The sequence below is a fragment of the Leptolinea tardivitalis genome (assembly GCF_001050275.1).
In the GTDB taxonomy this organism is placed as follows: domain Bacteria; phylum Chloroflexota; class Anaerolineae; order Anaerolineales; family Anaerolineaceae; genus Leptolinea; species Leptolinea tardivitalis.
The window spans coordinates 16,657-35,812 of the sequence record NZ_BBYA01000006.1 but is presented as its reverse complement, the minus strand read 5'-3'; the positions used below and the strand labels follow the sequence as shown (position 1 = coordinate 35,812).

Below are 19,156 nucleotides of genomic sequence, written 5' to 3'. Positions count from 1 at the left end.
TCTTGCTTTTTCTGTTTTGTTCCCTTTTTGATAGCGGGGTCGGATGGTTTCTACTAATTCTCGCTTGCTTTGTTGACTCATCATAGCTCCCTCGGCAGCTCTCTATTCTCTGCCCAAGGTAACATCTATTGTGAGGCAACGTTTCTCCTAAAGTTACTTTTAATTTGAGGCAATGCGATTTCATAAAAATCTTGCATTTAGGCCATTCTTTGTTATAATAATTGATTGCATTATCCAGGCTTCATTTATGCTTGCTACCATGGTGTGAGCAGGTCGAACTGCCAACACCCTGACTTTTTGCCAGAACCTAGATTCGCGAGGAGGTAGATTAGTGGAAACCAAGGGATTAACGGCGCTACGGATCAGTCTGGCTTCTCCTGAGACCATTCGAAGTTGGTCGTATGGTGAAGTGTTAAAACCGGAGACAATCAATTACCGGCGCCTCCGTCCAGAGAAGGACGGACTATTTTGTGAGGCAATTTTTGGACCGACCCGTGACTGGCAGTGCTACTGCGGGAAGTACAAGAACCCGCGGTATAAAGGTATTGTATGTGATAAATGCGGTGTTGAAGTAACCCGGTCGTCAGTACGCCGCGAGCGGATGGGCCATATTGAACTGGCTACTCCAGTTGCACACATCTGGTACACACGAAGAATTCCTTCCTATCTTGGCCTTCTGCTGGATATTTCCCGCCGGAATCTGGATAGGGTTTTATATTTTGCTCAATACATTGTTACCTATGTGGATGAAGAAGCACGCCAGAAAGCATTGAAACGCCTTGAAGATGAAATCAGTGTTTCTGAACGTGAACAGGCTCAAGCTATTAACTCCAAGATTATTGAAGTCAAACAGGCACGTGACCGCAAGCTGGCAGAAATTAACCAGCAGAAAACTGATCTGGAAACACGTGCTGATGAGCAGATTGCTGCTCGTCTTGAACCCATCATTCAAGAAGGCCAGCGGTTGGAACAGGAGCTTCAGGAAAATCTTGGAAATCCTGCCCGGAATCAGATTGTTTTCACAGCTACAAATGTAAAAATTGCAGAAAAGGGTGAAACCATCACCGCCCAGAGTATTGCAGCAGTTCAGAAAGCTGTAAAAGAACGGCTGGACGAAATCGATACCGAATTCCGTGAACAGCTACAACGGGAGATTGATTCTCTCAAACTAAAACTGGATGAGGTCAAAGCGGAAGCCGACCTTAATATGGAAAACCTGCGGAATACGCTGGATGACCAGTCAAGTGAATCAGCTGACCAGAATTCTCATCTGCGTGATGAATTGCAGGAACTCCGTCCATTTACGTTTGTAAGCGAGCAACGCTATCGTGAATTAAAACAACGCTGGGGACAGGTATTCAAGGCTGATATGGGTGCTGAGGCGTTCTATGATATTCTGAAACGCCTGGACCTCGATAAACTGGCTGAAGACCTTTGGCATGAAGTCCGCACTTCCAAGAGTAAACAGAAACGCAAAAAAGCGACCTCTCGGTTGAAAGTAGTTGAAGACTTCAAGAGATCTGGAAACCGTCCTGAATGGATGATCCTGACGGTATTACCGGTCATTCCGCCGGATTTGCGGCCTATGGTGCAACTGGATGGCGGCCGTTTTGCCACGTCTGACCTGAATGATCTCTACCGCCGGGTGATCAACCGCAACAACCGTCTGAAACGGTTGTTGGAACTGGGTGCCCCTGATGTTATCGTTCGCAATGAAAAACGCATGCTTCAGGAAGCCGTTTATTCCCTGATTGATAATTCTCAGCGCGGCAAAGCTTTGTCTCGTCGCGGGCGCCGCGAATTAAAATCCTTGAGCGATATGCTCAAAGGTAAGAAAGGCCGTTTCCGCCGCAACCTGTTGGGTAAACGTGTGGACTACTCCGGCCGCTCTGTAATTGTGGTCGGTCCGAGTCTGAAACTTTATCAGTGCGGTCTGCCCAAGACCATGGCATTGGAACTTTACCGTCCATTTGTGATTGCCCGCCTGGTCAAACACAATTATGCCGCCAATGTTAAAGGCGCCCGCCGCTTTATTGAACGTAACCGTCCCGAGGTTTGGGAAGTTCTGGAAGAGGTGATCAAAGACCGGCCTGTACTGGTCAATCGTGCTCCTACGCTTCACCGCCTTGGTATTCAAGCTTTTGAACCTATCCTGATCGAAGGCAGCGCCATTCAATTACATCCCCTGGTGACCACAGCTTTCAACGCTGACTTTGATGGTGACCAGATGGCTGTTCACGTGCCACTCTCTGAGAAGGCTGTAAATGAAGCCCGGCGCCTTATGCTGGCTTCCCGCAACCTGCTCAAACCGGCTGACGGTGAACCAATCATCAGCCCGTCCAAGGATATGGTGCTGGGTGTGTACTATCTGACAACCAGCGATAAGCTGAAACACAAGGGCGATGGCCATGTATTCGCTAATTGTGACGAAGTTGAGCTGGCCTATGGTCTTGGTCACATTGAAATCCATTCCAATATTAAGGTGCGTGCCAAAACCTGGTTCGATGAAAAAGGCGATAAACTGCCTGAACTGACGGAGAAAATGATTGAAACAACCACCGGTCGGGTCATTTTTAACCGGATTCTCCCGATGGATGTGCAGTTCATAAATGAAGAACTGGATAAAGGCGGCGTGAAAGATTTAATCGCCAATATCTATGAAGTTTGTGGACAGGAAGTAACCACCGAGGTTGCTGACCGGATTAAAGATATTGGCTTTGAGTTTGCCATGCGCTCTGGTTCCACCATTGCTGTTTCTGATATTACGGTTCCCAAAGTGAAGGAAGAAATTCTGAGTAAATCTCAGAAAGATGTTGACAGTTTGCAGCGTGATTACCGCCGCGGCTTGTTGACCGAACAGGAACGCAATGACCGAACTGTGGAAGTATGGCAGCAGACTACCAAAGAAGTGGCTGATGCGGTACGTAAAGCCATGGATCCCACTGGTAATCTTTCTACTATGGCCAACTCTGGGGCAACAAAAGGCGGTTTTGGTCCTATTGCCCAGCTGGCTGGTATGCGCGGTTTGATGGCTGACCCATCTGGTCGTATCATCCGCTTGCCTATCAAATCAAACTTCCGTGAAGGTTTGACAGCTCTGGAATACTTCATCTCTACTCACGGCGCCCGCAAAGGCCTGGCTGACACCGCTCTTCGTACAGCCGATGCCGGGTACCTGACCCGCCGTCTGGTGGATGTTGCCCAGGATATGATTGTCAACGAATATGATTGTGGTACGCATGACGGTATTATCATTCGCAAGAGCGATGATATCGCCGGTCAATCCATGAGCACCCGTCTGTACGGCCGTACAGTGGCAGAGCGAATCATTGATCCGAAGACCGGTGAAGTGTTGGTTGAACGCGATGAATTGATGGATCATGAAGCCATCCGCAAAGTCGTTGAAGCCAATATTACCGAAGTCAAGGTTCGTTCACCAATGACGTGTGAACTGACTCATGGTATTTGCCAGAAGTGCTACGGCATGGATTTAGGCCGTGGTACCATAGTGGAACTCGGTTCTGCAGTAGGTATTGTGGCTGCTCAATCCATTGGCGAGCCTGGCACCCAGCTAACTCTGCGTACTTTCCATACCGGTGGTGTGGCTGCCGGCGGTGACATTACAACCGGTTTGCCCCGTGTAGAAGAACTCTTCGAAGCTCGCCGTTTGCCAAAAGGTGAAGCTGTCATTTGCCAGATTTCCGGTGTGGTGAAAATCATCCAGTCTGACAAGTACAGTGACCAGCGCGTTGTCCGCCTCGAAAACAGCGAAATGGTTAGTGATGAATATGAAATTCCAGAAGGCTGGGAAGTTGTTGTCAAAGACGAAGACCAGGTTTCTGTGGCCGATACGCTTGCCCGAATGGGAGAAGCTGAGATCAAAGCAGAACATGCCGGCCGTATTCGCATCGAAGGTTCACGGGTTATCAATTCCTATGAACAAAAGGAATCGGAGGAATATGAGATTCCAAGCACGGCACGCCTCCTGGTCAAGGAAGGTGACCATATCAATGCCGGTGAACCGCTGACTGAAGGTTCACTGAATCCGCATATCATCCTGCGCATCAAAGGCCGGGATGAATGTATGAAATACCTGCTGGTGGAAATTCAAAAGGTGTACCGTTCCCAGGGTCAGAATATTAATGACAAACACTTTGAAGTTATTATTCGCAAGATGTTGGGTAAGGTACAGGTTATCCGTCCGGGAGATACGAAATATCTTCCACAGGATCTTGTTGACCGCCTGGAGATTTACAAGACAAACGAACAGATGCTTGCTGAATCCAAACAACCGGCGAAATTTGTGGAAATTTTGCTGGGTGTTACCAAAGCATCCCTCAGCACAGACTCCTGGCTGTCAGCCTCTTCCTTCCAGCACACGATTAAAGTATTGGCTGGCGCAGCCATAGCCTCAACTGGTGATCCTTTGTACGGTTTGAAGGAAAACGTGATCATCGGAAAGCTCATCCCGGCGGGAACTGGTTTCACCCACGGACGGTTCACGGAAGAGCATGGTTTGACGAAAGAAGTAACACCACAGGAAGGGTTACTACCCACAGCAGAGTAATTTTTGACGGAATCAGAAAAGACGGATTGTCCATTAGAGGCAGTCCGTCTTTTTTGTATAAGATTGTCAACAGATGCTTGAATAGTGGTAAGAAATCAAACCATCGGTCAAACCGAGAGTATCTGTACCATGGCGAATAGTAGATGAAACAGTTGTCGTCCACCCAAAGTTCTGGGTGGGTTCTATGCCTGATGTGGAAATAAGTGCTATCTTGATTCCCGGTTGTTTTTTCAAAAATAAATCGGAATATAAAGATTGGATCGCATCACGACCCTGAATTGTCTGTAAGGCTGTAATGTGGACGGCGTTTTCTGTGTACAGGGCGGCAACGGCTTCGGCATTATGAGTGTTGAGTGCGTTGATGAATTGCTGCACAATTCCTACAGGTTTTTCCGTCGGGTATGGGAAAGCGGCTATGGTATTCCAGAGAGCCGGAAGATGTTTGCGGCAATAATCCCAACTATAAAAATTGACTGCCGGAATATTAAGTGATACAGCTGTGGTCATAAATTCTGTGATTTCTGTGACTGATGGCACCCAACCCTGATTGCCATAAGCGGCCCCGGTTGCCATGAAGGGGCGGTAGGGTGTGAGCGCATTAAACTCGCGAAATGAGCGTTGAAGTTGAGCACCGGGATTGTGAGCCTGCTCCCAGTACACCTGCGGTAGATTGAAATCGGATTTTGTAAGGAAGTTGTTCCAGGGAAATTGCATGTGATATGCGGGAAAGCGAAAAGAACTGAGCGCAACCGGTGTATTTCCCAGATAACTCCGCAGATCAGTCATATATCGGCTGGCTTTGGCCGCCATGCCGGAAGCTTTGTATTCTGATTCAGCATCAATGACATATCCATCCAAGCCAAGCTGTTTCGTGCGTTGACCACCACACCAGGCTTCTTTACCGGGATTTTCTCCATAGATATAATGCCATCCCCAGGCCTGGATACCCACAGAATGCAAGGCACTTACAACAGATGGGACATAGTCAACTCCGGTGGAAGAATCAACATTGTATGAATTGACTCCATCGGCTATTTTAATCAATACATGACTCAAACCGGCAGATTTTGCCGCAGCAGCGATGGCACTTGCGCTGCCGCTTTCACAATCTTTGATCTTCCAGATAAAAAAGCCTTTTCCGGTTAGTGTCATGTCCTGTTTGGTTTATTTTTCAGAGGGTGATCCGTCGGGCAATAATGATCCTTCCAGATCCAATTGGGATGCAATCTTTCGCATGGCGAGAATTACATTGTCAACATGTTGCCAGAGTTCCACGCCAAAAGCCTGGGTGTTGGCTGCGATCTCTTCACGATTAATGGCTGCGGCAAATGCACGATCTTTCCATTTTTTCTTGACAGAAGAAGCGGTGAGGTCGTACAACGAGCGTGACGGTCTGACCAGAGAGACCGCAGTAATCAATCCGGTCAATTCATCACAGGCTGCCAGACACAATTCCATAGGAGTAATCCGCTCTACCCCTTCGCCATGACTGAGAATTGCATGGACAATGTCTTCTGGGACATTCAATTCCCTCAATATCGGCGCTCCAGCCGAAGGATGTTCCTCCAATGAGGGGTGAATTTCCCAATCGAAATCGTGCAATAAACCTGCCACTCCCCATTTTTCAGGATCAGCATTCAACTTTTCTGCATAGAACCGCATAGCGGCTTCCACAGAAAGCATATGGTTAATCAGACCGTTATTCTTAACATATTTTGTTACGATTTGAAAGGCTTCTTCACGGGTGGTCATGTTGTTTTCCTCTACTTTGATGCTATTTATGATTGGGGAACATCTCCATCGGGCGGATAAATAGGTAACGGATCACCCAGGATGGGTTTAGGTTTGCGAACAAAAAGGTCAATAAAAGCCGTGAATGTGGCAGGAATTTCCCGAATTCGCCAGTATAGATATGTTCCAAATGTGTAAGCGCGCCGGTCAGCACTCACACCAATGGTGTTCAAACCAAGATGTTTGCAGATAAATAGTGCACGTGGAAGGTGATAATCCTGTGTAACCAGAATGGCATTGGTTATCCCGAATATCTCTTTTGCCCTGTAACAGGTATCGTAGGTACGGCGACCGGCATAATCAAGAACTATTGCCGATTCTGGGGCGCCCAACTCCAGAGCATATTTTTGCATGGCTCCGGGTTCGTTGTAATCGACATAACTATTATCACCACTCATCAATATTTTCTCGACTTTGCCAGCTTTAAGAAGTTCTACCGCTGTTTTCACACGGTCACGAAGTACCGCCGACGGAGAACCATCACGATACAAACCGGCGCCGAACACGATGGCTGTTTTTCCCACAGGAGACAAACCCAGAGGATACCGTTTACCCATTGAATCAATGTAGGTAATAACGGCTGGCACAAGGCTGAAAACCAGGAGAAGTATTATTACGATCAAGAGATTTTTTCTAAAATTGTTCTTTTTCACAATGATGAACAATTCTACCATGCACAAAATTACCAATTTTCAATCGGATGAAACGATGAGACAGAAAAACCGTAGAATACTATAAGAGAAAAGGTCAGGTGAAGATGAAGACGAAGCAGTTTATTGCTCTAGTATTTTTCATCATGTTTCTCATTGCTGGTATTGGTACGGGCGTTTATTATTTTGTCAGCCGGCAGGTTCAATCGATAGAACAACGGACAATTGCTCCCATTCAACAGGCTAATCAGGATATGGCTACCCGCCTGGCCCGGTTCATGGAACCCACTGCAACCATAGTTCCAGATCCGGTCAGTATTATTCATGAGATACGCTCATTAGCCCGGTTAGAAACCATCCAGTACTCTGTAGAGAAAGTTATCACAGCAGATTCCGGCCGCGAAGAATTAAAAGCTCTGTTCGGTGATCGACTGTTGTTTGTGGCACATGGTGAGGTAATTGCCGGGATTAACCTGGAAAAGATTCGATTGGATGACGTGACATTAAATGGAAAGGCGGTAACTATTAAATTACCTGAACCGGAAGTTTTGGTCAGCCGGTTGAATAATGAAGAATCCTATGTCTATGACAGGCAAACCGGGGTGCTTGTACGACAGGATGAATCATTGGAAACTAAAGCCAGACAAATGGCTGAACAAGAGATTTTCAATGCCGCCATAGAAGATGGAATTTTGAAACAGGCGGGGATTAATGCCGAGAATTATATCGACCGCCTTGTTCGTTCTTTGGGATATGAAGAAGTCGTATTTTTGAAATAATTATTCTCCCAACGGGCAGGGATCCCGTTCTTCTCAACAATCTATCAAGGAATATGGGAAATATGCTAGAATTTATTTCCTTATGGAAAATGAATCTTTTTATCTGACACTTCCACAATCAACAGTAGAAGTTTACCTGCCTGATGGTCGGGTTATTCGGGGTGAACGTGGAAAAGATGTCCAGAAATTTCTGCGAGTATTACCCGAATGGGACAATCCTCCGATTGTTGGTGCCATCATTAATGACGAATTGCGGGAATTGACATTTCCGATAACTATTGATGCCAGAGTTACTCCGGTAACCATGGCGGATACAGATGGAACCCGCATTTACCGCAGGTCGTTAACATTTTTACTGGAAGCCGCATTTGAAGAGCTGTATCCAGACTATATGCTCACAATTGACCATTCTGTTTCATCCGGCGGTTTTTTCTGTCAGATTGTTGGCAACGGAAAAATCTCAGAGATTGATCTGCCCCGATTGGAAACCCGGATGCGTGAAATGGTGCAGCAGGATATCGCCTTTACGCGTGAACAGGTACCCTTAACGGAAGCCATCCAATATTTTAAAGATCATGGAAATGAAGATAAAGTGCGTCTGTTGAAGTACCGGCAAAAAGATACGCTGGTTTTATACAGACTTGGTGTGCATCGAGATTATCATCATGGATATATGGTTCCATCGACAGGGTTCTTGCGTTGGTTTGCTATCTCACCTTTTGGTGATGGTTTTGTGTTGCAATTCCCCCGGAAGCATTCACCGAAGGAATTGCTACCCATGCCGGCATATCCGAAATTATTGAATACGTTTCATCGATATGGGAAATGGCTTAATCGGTTGGGTATTGAATCGCTGGGTGCGTTGAATGATGCCATCCATTCAGGACGAATTCGTGAAATCATCCTGGTATCTGAGGCCTTGCATGAACAACAGATCGCCGAGATTGCCGAATCGATTGTCAATCATGCCAACCAGATCCGCATTGTGTTGATAGCCGGGCCTTCGTCATCCGGAAAAACCACCTTTTCTAAACGGCTGTCTATTCAATTGCTTGCCCAGGGAATATTACCGTTCCCCGTTGAGATCGATAACTATTTTGTAGATCGCGAAAAGACACCTAAAGATAAAAATGGTGAATATGATTATGAAGCACTGGGCGCTCTCAATACTCGTCTTTTCAGTGAACATCTGCAAAAACTGATTGCCGGTGAAGAAGTGCAGATGCCAAAATATAATTTCAAAACCGGATTATCTGAACCGGGTGAAATAGCCAGACTTCAAGATGGTCAGGTAATCATCCTGGAAGGAATTCATGGATTAAATCCCCAACTGTTACCTTCCATTCGTCAGGATCAGACATACCGTGTTTATGTATCTTGTTTAACTCAACTGAACCTTGATCTACATAATCGGATTTCTACTACCGATACCCGCTTGCTACGGCGCATAGTACGTGACGCCACTGAGCGAGGGTATAGTGCCCAGCAAACGATCCAGCGATGGGATTCTGTCCGCCGGGGTGAAAAGCTGCATATCTTCCCGTATCAGGAAAATGCCGATGATATGTTTAATTCTGCTCTGGCTTACGAGCTTTCTGCATTGAAGCCGCTGGCCGAGCCATTGCTGAGACAGGTTCCGTTTGGCGTGCCGGAGTACATTGAAGCGAAACGTTTGTTGACGTTCCTTGATTGGTTCCTTCCTGTGGATTCTAGCCTGATACCGGATAATTCTCTATTGAGAGAATTTATCGGCGGTTCCATTTTGCATGATTTTAAATTGTGGGAAAAATCTGAACAGGGCTACCTGAATTATTAAGAGAAAAATGCCAGACGATTTTTCCGTCTGGCATTTTTGTTTTCGAGTTCTTCTCAACTATTAAAATTATCCGATTTGGAAAAGATCTCCAGCTGGATCTTGATTAATGCAGATGCGTTCGAAATACCTTTGCCAGACGAGCGATACCTTCATTAATCGTTTGCGGATTGGAGAAGGAGAAATTTAGGCGCATGGTGTTGTCGCCTCCACCCAGCGGATGGAACGAACCGCCGGGGACATAGGCAACATTTTCCTTCAATGCTTCCTTCATCAACTCGGCAGAATCATTGCCTTCTGGCAATGTAACCCACAGGAAAAGGCCGCCCTCAGGATGAGTCCAGGATACACCTTTGGGACAATGTTCTTCCAGGGCATCCAGCATTACATCACGTCGCTCGTGGTAAACCTTACGGATGACTTTCACATGGGTATCCAGGAAGCCGTCTTTACCAACTTCATACGCCATTAACTGGTTGAAGGTGGAGGTATTCAGGTCAACACCCTGTTTGGCCTGGGTGATTCTGCTGGCTGCAAGAGGAGGAGCAATGACCCACGCAAGCCGGATACCTGGAGCCAGAATCTTTGAGAACGTGCTCAAATAAATCACGTTGCCATCATATAATGCATTCTTCTGGCCGCGCATCTCTGAGTCTAACTGGGTGAGGGTGGGGATATCTTCTCCTTCATAGCGCAGCTTTCCATATGGATCATCTTCCACGATGGGAATGCCATATTTATCGGCAAGTTCTACAACCTTTTTCCGACGCTCGAGGCTGAAAGAAATACCGGTGGGATTCTGGAAATTCGGCAGAACATAGACAAATTTTGGTTTCTTTTTCAAGCCTTCTTCAAGGCTGTCTGGGAGCATACCAAATTTATCCGATTTCACGGTAATGTAATTGCATTCATAGGCATTCCAGGCTTGAAGCGCCCCCAGATATGTTGGAGATTCAACCAGGATGTTATCACCTGGATTAATGAAAACCTTGCCCAGCAGGTCGAGAGCCTGTTGTGAACCAGAGGTGATTAAGACATTATCAATCTGGCAGGACAGGCCATTTTTGGTAGCGTCATCCGCCAGCATTTGGCGAAGCGGATTGTATCCCTCAGTGGTGCCGTATTGGAGCGCTTTCTCACTGTAATTTTTGAGAATTCGTTCACAGGCTTCTCCCACTTCCTTTACCGGGAAAATCTCAGGTGCTGGCATTCCACCCCCAAACGAGATCACTTCAGGGCGTTCAGTGAGCTTTAACAACTCACGAATGGCAGAACCTTTCATTCTTTGTGTTCTATCGGCAAATTTACTGCTCCAGTCTGGTTGCATTCGTTCTCCTTTTGCGATGGTTAAGAGGCAGTCAGTTTTGGGAACCGGCTGACAATAATGGCAGATGACGGCAGCGGGATTTTATCTCCCGGCTTGATTTCAGCGATATTCTGTGATCCAAGACTGTGGGCACCCTGATAAACAAAAATGGGAGTGCCTTCAACAGCAGATTTCAACTCCACAAATGCCTGGCCGGTAAAGAATCCTTCTGCATCTACAGCACAACTGGTTACCAGACCAATGACACGTCCTTTTTTATCGACAACAGGATCCCCGTTATGTGCCATGCGAATGCCTTTTTCGAGGAAGCGGAACCGGGCGACCACACCTTTGCGGCTCTTTTCTTTCAGGGCAAATTCATCTCGACCGATAAACCAGGGTTTGTAGAGTTTGACGTATGAACCAAAACCGCCTTCACTTACAGAAAGATTCCGTTCTCCACCCATTTCATGTCCATATAAAGGCAGTCCTGCTTCAGTACGCAGGGAATCGCGGGCTCCGAGTCCGCAGGGTTTGATGCCCATCAACTGGCCTGCCTCCAGCAATTTGTTCCACAGGTCAACCGATTTATCAGGATGGACAAAGAGTTCAAACGCCATTTTTTCGCCTGTGTAACCGGTACGGGAAACAACGAGATCAAATCCACCGACAACAGCCTCACAGAGCTCTGTACGTTTTAAGGCTTTGATCTTCTTTTCTGTTGGTTTATCGGTGCCCAGCATCAGAAGGATATCGCGCGATTTTGGACCCTGGAGGGCAATATCCACGCGCATGTCCTTTCCTTCTTTGGGATCACGCAAATTTCGCAGGGTTACATTGCGTCCAATGACTTTCACCCACGGGCGTTTGGAATCGATAGCTACTTTTCCTTCCCGGACGGCATTCAGCCAGGCCCAATCTTTGTCATCATTTGAAGCATTGACCACAACAAGATATTTATCTTCAGCACGATGGTACACCAGGGTATCATCAATAACATTCGCATAGGGGTCAAGGAAGTGGGTGTAACAAGATTCCCCGACGGCCAGGGCGCTGATATCGTTTCCGCAAACACAATCCAGGAACAGGGGAGCGTCTGGTCCTTCAGCCTGATATACACCCATGTGGGAAACGTCAAACAGACCTGCAGCCTGACGGGTGGCCAGATGTTCCTCCATTACGCCGCTGTACCACACAGGCATATCCCAACCGGCAAAGGGAACCATCTTGGCTCCCATTTTCCTGTGTGTTTCATTCAGCGCGGTCTTTTTTATTGGAGCTTCTTCCGGTTCAATCCAGACGAATTCAGGAAGTGCCGGTTGTGGTTTCACAATGAGACCGGGTGCATATGGTTTAGATGGCCAGATGGCTTCTCCGGCAGCTGATTTGACTGGTTGTTTATCAGAATATTTTACAACGATAGGACCGGCAAACCTGCGGGCTGCATCTTCATCGAACGCAATATATCCATCAGATAAACCTCGCAGCCAGGCGGCAGCCAGTGGAGCATCGGCAGAAGGAATACTTAGCAAGAGATGATTTGCTGCCACAAATGTGAGCACCCCTTCGATGGGTTTCTTATTGGCTTTAAATTGGCAGGGAATCGACTGGCCAGACTTAATTGAATCAAGGTCAGAAGTAAATACATAATGGGCAAATGTCAGGACTTTTTCTCCGATCAGATCCAATGCTGACCAGCCTTCTTTGGCCGGTGCAGGATCATCAAGGTAGAAGAAATGGGGATATCCTGATGTCCCAACTGTCATATCGGCGCCTGCACGAGCAGCAATTTCACGAACCCGGATTTTGGCATTTTCCAGAACATCAAAATCAACTTTGGCTCGGGTCTGCAATCCCTGGCGTGATTCCACGGTGTAGGGGATGGTAGCTTTGAGAATATCGGCCATGATATCTGCAATTTGCACCATATCGGCTTCTTTTAACCCACGCTGGGTTGTCCAGGGAGTTCCAAACCGGACGCCTGAAGAATTGTTGGCCGTTTTATCACCCGGGATGGTGTTACGGTTGCACACCAGACCGGCGATATCGAGGATGCGGGCGGCCATATCACCGGAAAGAGTGGTGCCATCGGGGCCAACGATGGATTTGCAGTCCAGATTAGCCATATGAGTATTCGTTCCGTTGAAAGGAATCCGGATACCGCGTTCCTGAAGCCGTGCTGTAAGGGCTGCGCAATTTTTAAGGATTTGAGCCTGGAGATTTTTAAACTCAGGTGATTGGGCCAGTTTGAATGTCAATGCCATGGCTGCGATGGTGTGCATATGAGGGCCGCCCTGTTCACCGGGGAAAACCGCCTTATCAATCTTGCGGGCAAGGGACAGGTCAGACGTGAGGATGCAGGCACCGCGTGGTCCGCACAAAGTCTTATGAGTGGTAAAGGTAATAACGTGCGCATAGCCAACAGGAGATGGAATAACACCGGCTGCCGTGAGGCCGGCAATATGCGAAATATCTGCCAGAAGATAGGCGCCCACACTATCGGCGATACGGCGGAATTCGGCATAATCTGGCACCCATGGATATGAGCTGTATCCGGCAATAATGATTTTTGGTTTATGTTCTAATGCAAGAGCGGCAACGGCTTCATAATCGATCTTTTCGGTCTGGGGATCAACATTGTAATGGACTACTTTATAAAGCTTGCCTGACCGATTGACAGATGATCCATGAGATAGATGGCCTCCATGTAACAGGTTCATCCCCAGTATGGTGTCGCCCGGATTGAGCAAAGCAGAATAGACCGCATTATTTGCCGGAGCTCCAGACAATGCCTGTACATTAGCATACAAACTGCTAGCCGGGACTTTTTCATTAGCAAAAGCCTCAGCACAACGCCGACGGGTCAGGGATTCGATGACATCGGCATATTCCACACCTTTGTAATACCGAGGATCTGCATAACGTCTGTAATTGGCTAATCGGTTTTCATAATTCAAGATTTCTTCTTCTGTCATCCAACGGGTTTCGTCATCGGGATAACCTTCGGCGTAAATATTCTGAAATGAAGATGACAGGGCTTCACGAACTGCCAGAGGGGCGGTGCTTTCACTCGGGATGAGAATGAGTTTGCGGATTTGGCGTTCTGATTCAAAACTAATTAATTTTTGTACATCAGGATCAATCTCTGCCAGTTTCCCGCGAAAAAGAAAATCACTCATGGTTTCTCCTTTGTTTCTACTTACTTTTATTTGTACATCTGATCTAAATAATCGTTTCGGCATTTAAATACAACTCCCCCACCATTCAGTCGTTGACTGCAGGATGGGGGAGGTATCTATTAATTTAATACAACAACACAACAACAAATGAGTCTGGTTTATTTTCATTCGCTGCTTCAATAAAAAATTATAGGATTTTATTGGATCACTATCAAGTGAAAAGAATCCCATTTTGTCAGGACAATGCTGCATTTTTAATGATCCAATCCGTCATTGTATTTAGTACCTCGATTTTAAAGGTTTCGTTGTGCAATTCATGAAAACCGTTATCCCACACTTTTAATGTTGTCTTATGGTTGCTTTTTTGCCCAAAGTCAATAACAGCTTTCGGATCCACAAGATGATCTTCACTACCTACCATCAACAGAAGCGGAAGGGGAAACTCGGCTGCCTTCTGACTGACTTTTTGGCCATTGCGAATTAAATCCATACCCATGCGCGCCGATATATAGGGGTGGTTCAAAGGATCGGCTTTATAAGCGGCTACCACTTCTTTGTCATGCGAAATACCATCTAAAGGCAAACCATTTTTCATGGAAAATGTTGGGAAGATTGTGTACAGAAAGTTTCCAAGCGCTGTTTTCCATGCTGGAATGGGATACCCGGGAACAAGTCCAGGGGATGTAGAGATTACTCCTTTGATCTTTTGTGGTTTTCTATAAAGTGAATAGTACAGAACGATCAAACCACCCATACTGTGTCCGTACAGGAAAATGGGGATTGAAGGTTGTTGCTCAGACAATTCATTGGCAAAATGATCAATTTCCCGGCAAAACACATCATATGAATCGGCGTGACCGCGTTGACCATCGGATTTACCATGACCCGGCAGATCAAAACCGGTCAGCGCAATACCTGCATGGGAAAAATGATCGCCTACATGCCCGTACCGACTCGAGTGCTCGCCAACACCATGCACCAGAAGTACATTGGCCCTGGGAGACTGTTCTGGCGACCATCTTTGAATATATATCTTGTTTCCATCAATGGTTGTGTAACCGTCTTTCCAGATCAAGATTCCTCCCCAATTTCTTGGTTTTGAGATGCGCTATAATCCCCTGACAATTATATCCATTCTATCGAGGATTTAATATGGAAGAATCGCTGAAAAACGAGCAATCCATTGGAATTACTCCAACTACCGAATCGAAAGGCTGTTCAGGTCTGGCAGTCATAATCGTCCTTTCAATCTGGGTACTTTTTCTTACCTTTATTGTTCAATTAACCAATTTTACAATTTTCCAGATCATTTTTGAGGGGTCGATCAAAGTTCCTAATATTCGTTGGATCATCGAATTGACCTATGGACTTCTTTTATTTATCCCGTTCCTTATAGCTGAGAAAGTAGTCCGGGAGCCGGTGGCACAAAAAAGGCTTCAAGCCTTGAGGAACATATCCATTCTGGCTATCCTCTTAACTCCATCCAGACTTTCATCAATCACCGATTGGCAATTGACTGCCTCCATCCAACTGGCAGGCGTTTGTGTCTTTTTAGTTCTGTGGTTGGTATTTTTCCATAAACATCAAAAAACCAAACCGGATGAAAAAACCAATGGGTTGAACCTGCTGGCAATATCCGCCGGTGCTGGCGCTATAGTCGGGATTCCATGGGTTCTATGGGGAGCTCAGGGTTCTCCATTGGATTCTATTCTCGCCCTGCTTCTTTCCACCGGGTTGGGAATTATTACGATATCTGTTCTGCTGCCTGAAATTACCAGTATTGGATCAGACCAGACATCTATTAAACAAAGCATCGGGGGTGCCGGGTGGATTATCACCCTTGGGCTTATTATTTTGACCACAGCCATAGATCAAAATAATAACGGATGGATTCTTTTGTTCTCTCTGTTGCCGCTCGGATTTGCCGCGGCATCTCTGGCCATTGACATGGATGGGTACCTATCCATGTCTGGACGTTTGGCAGCCGGTACAGTAGTATTGCTGGGATTTGCCTGGCCGATGATGATGATCGATCCTGATGAGCTTTCTGCCGTGGTTTCTGGTGAGGCGGGGGAATTACTGGGGTATGCGGTTGAAGCTACCGCGATTGGTTTCGGTCTGGCGCTTCTGCTTTTTATCTTTCTATTGATTAGCCGAAAATTTGCCGGAAGAAAAGAGATATCTCCCATACCTGGAGCTGTATTCTTCGTGGCAGCCTGGACCCTTGTACTTGTGCTTTATGGAACATTTGGACACCCTGGTTTTTATGGTGAGAAGATTTTTGTAATAATGAAAAGCCAGGCAGATTTGACAACAGAAAAAAATATTCCCGATGCCCTCGCTCGTCGTAAAGCTGTCTATTCTGCTCTTGTACAAAATGCCGTTGAATCTCAAAAAGATATCCGTGCCTGGTTGGACAGTAAGGGGATAGCTTATCAGCCGTATTACCTTGTTAATGCAATTGAACTCGATGGAAATCCAATTCTGAGGCAAGAATTGGCTGCCCGAAGTGATGTCGATCGTATTTTAGACAGCCCTGTTTTACGGCCGTTACAGAGCCCGGCTCCTGTTGCTAAAGGTGAAATTTCACAAGAGCCTTCCTTGCCCTGGAACATCCAGATGATTGGCGCTGACCGTGTTCACAAGGATTTTAAGGTTTACGGCGAGGGGATCATCATAGGCCAATCAGACAGCGGGGCAGATGGGCAGCATTCTCAGTTATCTGCCAATTACCGTGGAAATTTGGATGGAACGGATAACTTCAATTGGTTTGACCCCTGGTTTGGTTCCAAAAAACCCGTAGATATTGGAGGACATGGAACACACACGCTGGGTTCTATTGTTGGAGAGACTGTTGGTGTGGCACCCAAAGCAGAGTGGATTGGTTGTGTCAATCTGGCACGCAACCTGGGGAATCCGGCACATTATCTGGATTGTATGCAATTTATGCTGGCGCCATTCCCGCAGAATGGTGATCCATTCAAAGATGGAAAACCCGAAAAAGGTGCAAATGTGCTTAACAATTCCTGGGGGTGCCCGGTTGTAGAAGGCTGCGATCCAAAAACGTATCTTCCGGCTGTTTCGGCGCTTAAGACTGCCGGGATATTTGTGGTGGCGTCCGCAGGGAATTCTGGAATGGGTGGATGTTCCACCGTACAGGATCCTCTGGCAATCTATGAAGATGTTTACTCAGTGGGAGCGGTAGACCGTAATGGGAACATCGCCAGTTTTAGCAGCCTTGGTCCGGTAGAAGTTGATGGAAGCGGACGGATTAAGCCGGATATTGCAGCACCCGGTGTGGATGTTATATCATCCTACCCTGGATCAACTTATAAAACAGCCAGCGGGACATCGATGGCCGGGCCGCATGTGGCAGGTGTGGTAGCTTTGCTTTGGTCAGCCAACCCCAAATTAATCGGGGATATTGAAAAAACCCGGGAAATACTCAACGAGACGGCAGATCCGTATAATGGAGTTGTACCCGAATGCGTCACCAGGATGGATGCACCTAATTCGGTAGCGGGATATGGTATTGTAAATGCATACAAGGCAGTTGAAAAAGCGTTGGAAGACCGGTGAGAAAATAAGTATCTTCGCAGGCCTCACAGGGTTATTTTAGATATAGCACTGATAGGACCTTTTCATGGCTGACCTGAACGAAGAAGAAGTTTTACAGCAAGCAATCCAGGGTGATGCGGAGGCGTTTAGTCATTTATACGAGAGATATGTAAACCGGATATACAGCTATATATATTACCGAACAGGTAATACAACAGATGCTGAAGACCTGACGGCCAGGGTTTTTCAACGAGCTATGGGGCGGATAACACACTACAGTGATAAAGGTGTGCCATTTTCTGCCTGGCTTTATCGGATTGCCCATAACCTTGTGGCGAATTGGCATCGCGATAACAGCCGCCGCCAGGAAGTGGCTCTGGATGACCAGCCGAATCTGGTAATGACCGGGGAGCATCCGGAAAAACAGGTAGTTTACGACCAGGAGGTGGAAAAGTTGATCTCCGTCATCAGACGGTTATCACCTGAGCGGCAGCAATTGATTGTTCTCAAATTTGTTCAACAACTTTCCAATGCTGAAATTGCCCTGATCATGTCGAAAAGTGAGGGAGCAATAAAGAGCCTTTATCATCGAACATTGTTGGAACTACGAACCGAAGTAAATGGAATCCTGGAGCAAGAATGATTCATATCGTCACCGATGGTTCTGTGGATATGCCCCCGGGCTGGGCTGAAAAATACAATATTCATACCCTGCCGCTGATGGTCCGTTTTGATGAGAATATATATACTTCTGGTTTGGATATTTCTCCGATCAATTTTTATGATCTCGTGAAACAAACAAAAATCGTACCCAAAACATCACTTCCGTCACCGGGACAGGTGATAGATTTTTATCGATCCATTGCCAGAAAAGGTGAAAAGATTTTGTCTTTGCATGTATCCAGCAAACTTTCTGGAACGTATTCAGTTATCAAACTGGCAGCAAGGGACGTGGAAAATGAGTTCAATGTAATTCCATTTGACTCAGGTGCTGGTTCTATTGCTCTGGGTTTTATGTGCCGGGAAGCCAGAATTATGGAAAATGCCGGTTATAACATTCAGGCAATCATAAACCGATTGGAAGCGATAAAGCGGAATCTGACAGTTGTCTTCACTATGGATACACTCGAATTTGCCCGGCTGAATGGCAGAGTGACAGCTGTTCAAAGCCTGTTAGGATCTTTTATGAAGATAAAACCGATTGTTTATCTTAAAGATGGCTTATTGGAGATGGTGGATAAAGTTCGCACCCGAAATTCCTCGCTCGATGAGGTACTTTTTGCTGTTGAGAGGAGAATTGGGCAGAAACCCGTTCACCTTGCTGTAGTTCATGCCAATGATCCCGATGAAGCCAGAAGTCTATCCCATCTGGTCAAACAGCGGTTTGTGTGCAGGGAGGTCATTATCACAGATCTTTCCATTCCTGTTGCGGCAAATTTAGGCCCGGGTGCCATAGGAATTGTGGCCTATCCGGATGAAATTTAAGGCGGATTGTATTTTTATTCTGGGAATG

The 19,156-nt window shown here is 46.5% G+C and carries 12 protein-coding genes; 6 read left to right on the top strand and 6 right to left on the bottom strand.

From position 1 onward, the window contains the following. The first annotated feature begins 331 nt into the window (after positions 1-331). Positions 332-4,567: a DNA-directed RNA polymerase subunit beta' gene (rpoC, locus tag LTAR_RS03950; RefSeq protein ID WP_081419789.1), complete on the top strand. Its 4,236-nt coding sequence runs from the start codon at positions 332-334 to the stop codon at positions 4,565-4,567. 66 nt (positions 4,568-4,633) lie between these two features. Here the strand turns inward: rpoC and LTAR_RS03945 are convergent, their stop codons facing one another. Genes LTAR_RS03945 through LTAR_RS03935 form a run of 3 tightly spaced genes read right to left on the bottom strand, consistent with a single transcriptional unit; the run spans position 4,634 to position 6,981 of the window. Further along, complete coding sequence (locus LTAR_RS03945; protein WP_062420873.1) at positions 4,634-5,719, bottom strand: nuclear transport factor 2 family protein; 1,086 nt, start codon at positions 5,717-5,719, stop codon at positions 4,634-4,636. Between the two features lie 12 nt (positions 5,720-5,731). Beyond that, on the bottom strand, positions 5,732-6,319 hold the full coding sequence (locus tag LTAR_RS03940; RefSeq protein ID WP_062420872.1) for an HD domain-containing protein: 588 nt from the start codon (positions 6,317-6,319) through the stop codon (positions 5,732-5,734). Positions 6,320-6,345: 26 nt separating this feature from the next. After that, on the bottom strand, positions 6,346-6,981 hold the full coding sequence (locus tag LTAR_RS03935) for a SanA/YdcF family protein (RefSeq protein WP_236686571.1): 636 nt from the start codon (positions 6,979-6,981) through the stop codon (positions 6,346-6,348). A gap of 134 nt (positions 6,982-7,115) precedes the next feature. Here LTAR_RS03935 and LTAR_RS03930 point away from each other — a divergent pair, with 134 nt between their 5' ends. Then, positions 7,116-7,787, top strand: a complete 672-nt coding sequence (locus tag LTAR_RS03930; protein WP_062420871.1) for a DUF4230 domain-containing protein — start codon at positions 7,116-7,118, stop codon at positions 7,785-7,787. An 82-nt stretch (positions 7,788-7,869) separates the two neighbouring features. Then, positions 7,870-9,603, top strand: coding sequence for a nucleoside kinase (locus LTAR_RS03925; RefSeq protein WP_062420870.1), 1,734 nt, complete (start codon positions 7,870-7,872; stop codon positions 9,601-9,603). Between the two features lie 103 nt (positions 9,604-9,706). Here the strand turns inward: LTAR_RS03925 and LTAR_RS03920 are convergent, their stop codons facing one another. From LTAR_RS03920 to LTAR_RS03910, 3 genes are all read right to left on the bottom strand, one after another. Next, positions 9,707-10,927 (bottom strand): aminotransferase-like domain-containing protein, encoded by a 1,221-nt coding sequence (locus tag LTAR_RS03920; protein ID WP_062420869.1) that lies wholly within the window; start codon positions 10,925-10,927, stop codon positions 9,707-9,709. A gap of 20 nt (positions 10,928-10,947) precedes the next feature. Beyond that, positions 10,948-14,085 (bottom strand): glycine cleavage system aminomethyltransferase GcvT, encoded by a 3,138-nt coding sequence (gene gcvT, locus LTAR_RS03915; RefSeq protein WP_062420868.1) that lies wholly within the window; start codon positions 14,083-14,085, stop codon positions 10,948-10,950. Between the two features lie 235 nt (positions 14,086-14,320). Continuing rightward, positions 14,321-15,160: an alpha/beta hydrolase gene (locus LTAR_RS03910; RefSeq protein ID WP_062420867.1), complete on the bottom strand. Its 840-nt coding sequence runs from the start codon at positions 15,158-15,160 to the stop codon at positions 14,321-14,323. A gap of 77 nt (positions 15,161-15,237) precedes the next feature. On the opposite strand from LTAR_RS03910, the gene LTAR_RS03905 reads away from it, so the two are divergent. The 3 genes from LTAR_RS03905 to LTAR_RS03895 all read left to right on the top strand — a co-directional run bounded on the left by LTAR_RS03905 (position 15,238) and on the right by LTAR_RS03895 (position 19,128). Further along, the gene (locus LTAR_RS03905) at positions 15,238-17,664 is read left to right on the top strand and encodes a S8 family serine peptidase (RefSeq protein ID WP_062420866.1); all 2,427 of its coding nucleotides are present in this window, start codon (positions 15,238-15,240) and stop codon (positions 17,662-17,664) included. A 64-nt stretch (positions 17,665-17,728) separates the two neighbouring features. Beyond that, a complete protein-coding gene (locus LTAR_RS03900; protein WP_062420865.1) occupies positions 17,729-18,286 on the top strand; it encodes a sigma-70 family RNA polymerase sigma factor in 558 nt (185 codons plus the stop codon). After that, positions 18,283-19,128, top strand: coding sequence for a DegV family protein (locus tag LTAR_RS03895; RefSeq protein WP_062420864.1), 846 nt, complete (start codon positions 18,283-18,285; stop codon positions 19,126-19,128). The genes LTAR_RS03900 and LTAR_RS03895 overlap by 4 nt, the downstream gene beginning before the upstream one ends. Positions 19,129-19,156 lie beyond the last annotated feature (28 nt).